Source organism: Collinsella sp. AF11-11 (genome assembly GCF_003465485.1).
Taxonomy (GTDB): Bacteria; Actinomycetota; Coriobacteriia; order Coriobacteriales; family Coriobacteriaceae; genus Collinsella.
Map to the genome: position 1 here is coordinate 1 of NZ_QSAS01000043.1, position 1,063 is coordinate 1,063.

Here is a 1,063-nt window from a genome sequence, read left to right on the forward strand (position 1 = left end):
GCCGGGCCCTTACGCCAGCACGCCGAAGAACGCGCCGACGATGCCCACGACCATGGTGGCCACGATCAGCACCATGGGGTTGATCTTCTTGGACAGCAGCCAGTAGTACAGCCAGAAGGCGATCATGCCGAGCATGCCGGGCATGATGCCGTCCAGGATGTCCTGGAGGGTCTGGGCGTCGTCGCCCGAGCCGATGGCCACCGGGATGCTGGCCCAGAACATGTCCTTGCACATGGCGCCCACGACCATGACGCCCACGATTCCCACGCAGGTCATGATCTTCTGCATGAGGCCGGTCCTCTGGGCCTCGTCCAGGAAGCCCACGCCCAGCTCGTAGCCCTTGACGGCGCCCCAGATGCGCAGCGCGAAGCCGGGGACGTTGTAGATGAGCAGGAAGGCGATGGGGCCGAAGGGGTTGCCGGCCTGGCACAGGCTGATGCCCACCGCGGCGGCGACCACGCGCAGCGTCGACAGGAAGATGGAGTCGCCGATGCCGGACAGCGGGCCCATGAGGGCGGCCTTGACGTCGTTGACGCTCTCGGGCTCGATCTCGCCGCGGGCGACCTTCTCCTCCATGGCCATCGCGATGCCGCCGACGAACGGGGCGAACTGGACGGTGATGTTGAAGAACGCGCAGTGGCGGTGCAGGGCCTCGGCGTAGTCGTCGGGGCGGCCGGCGTAGATCTTCTTGAGCATGTTGGCGACCATCAGGCAGAAGGCGATGTTCATCTGCTTGTAGTAGGTCCAGGAGAACTCCATGCCCAGGGCGCCGACGTTGACGGCGCTCTTGACGAGGTCGGAGCGCGTGATCTTGTTCTCGGGACTAGAAGTCATCGTCCTCATCCCCTTCCGCGGAGAGCTGGGGCTGGGCTCCGCCCAGGCCGAGCAGGTCGAACTTGTCGATGCCGATGATGATGGCGATCAGGGCGACGCCCAGGACGGGCACGTTGGCGTAGGAGCACAGCAGGAAGCCCAGGAAGTAGAAGGGCACGAGCTGCTTGGTGAGCACCAGGCGGCCGAGCATGGCGAAGCCCATGGCCGGCAGGATGTTGGCGGCAACGCC

The 1,063-nt window shown here is 65.8% G+C and carries 2 protein-coding genes; both read right to left on the reverse strand.

What is annotated here, in order from left to right; genetic code table 11:
• Nucleotides 1–9 precede the first annotated feature (9 nt).
• Nucleotides 10–843 carry a PTS system mannose/fructose/sorbose family transporter subunit IID gene (locus DWV58_RS09755; RefSeq protein ID WP_117648578.1) on the reverse strand — a complete coding sequence of 278 codons (834 nt, stop codon included), beginning with the start codon at nt 841–843 and terminating at the stop codon, nt 10–12.
• The coding region (locus DWV58_RS09760) for a PTS sugar transporter subunit IIC (protein ID WP_147324175.1) at nt 824–1,063 on the reverse strand (240 nt) is incomplete at its 5' end. The genes DWV58_RS09760 and DWV58_RS09755, both read right to left, overlap by 20 nt.

Excerpts from the sequence above, each read along its gene's own strand:
- DWV58_RS09755 (WP_117648578.1), bottom strand. The coding sequence starts at position 843 with ATGAGGACGATGACTTCTAGTCCCGAGAACAAGATCACGCGCTCCGAC.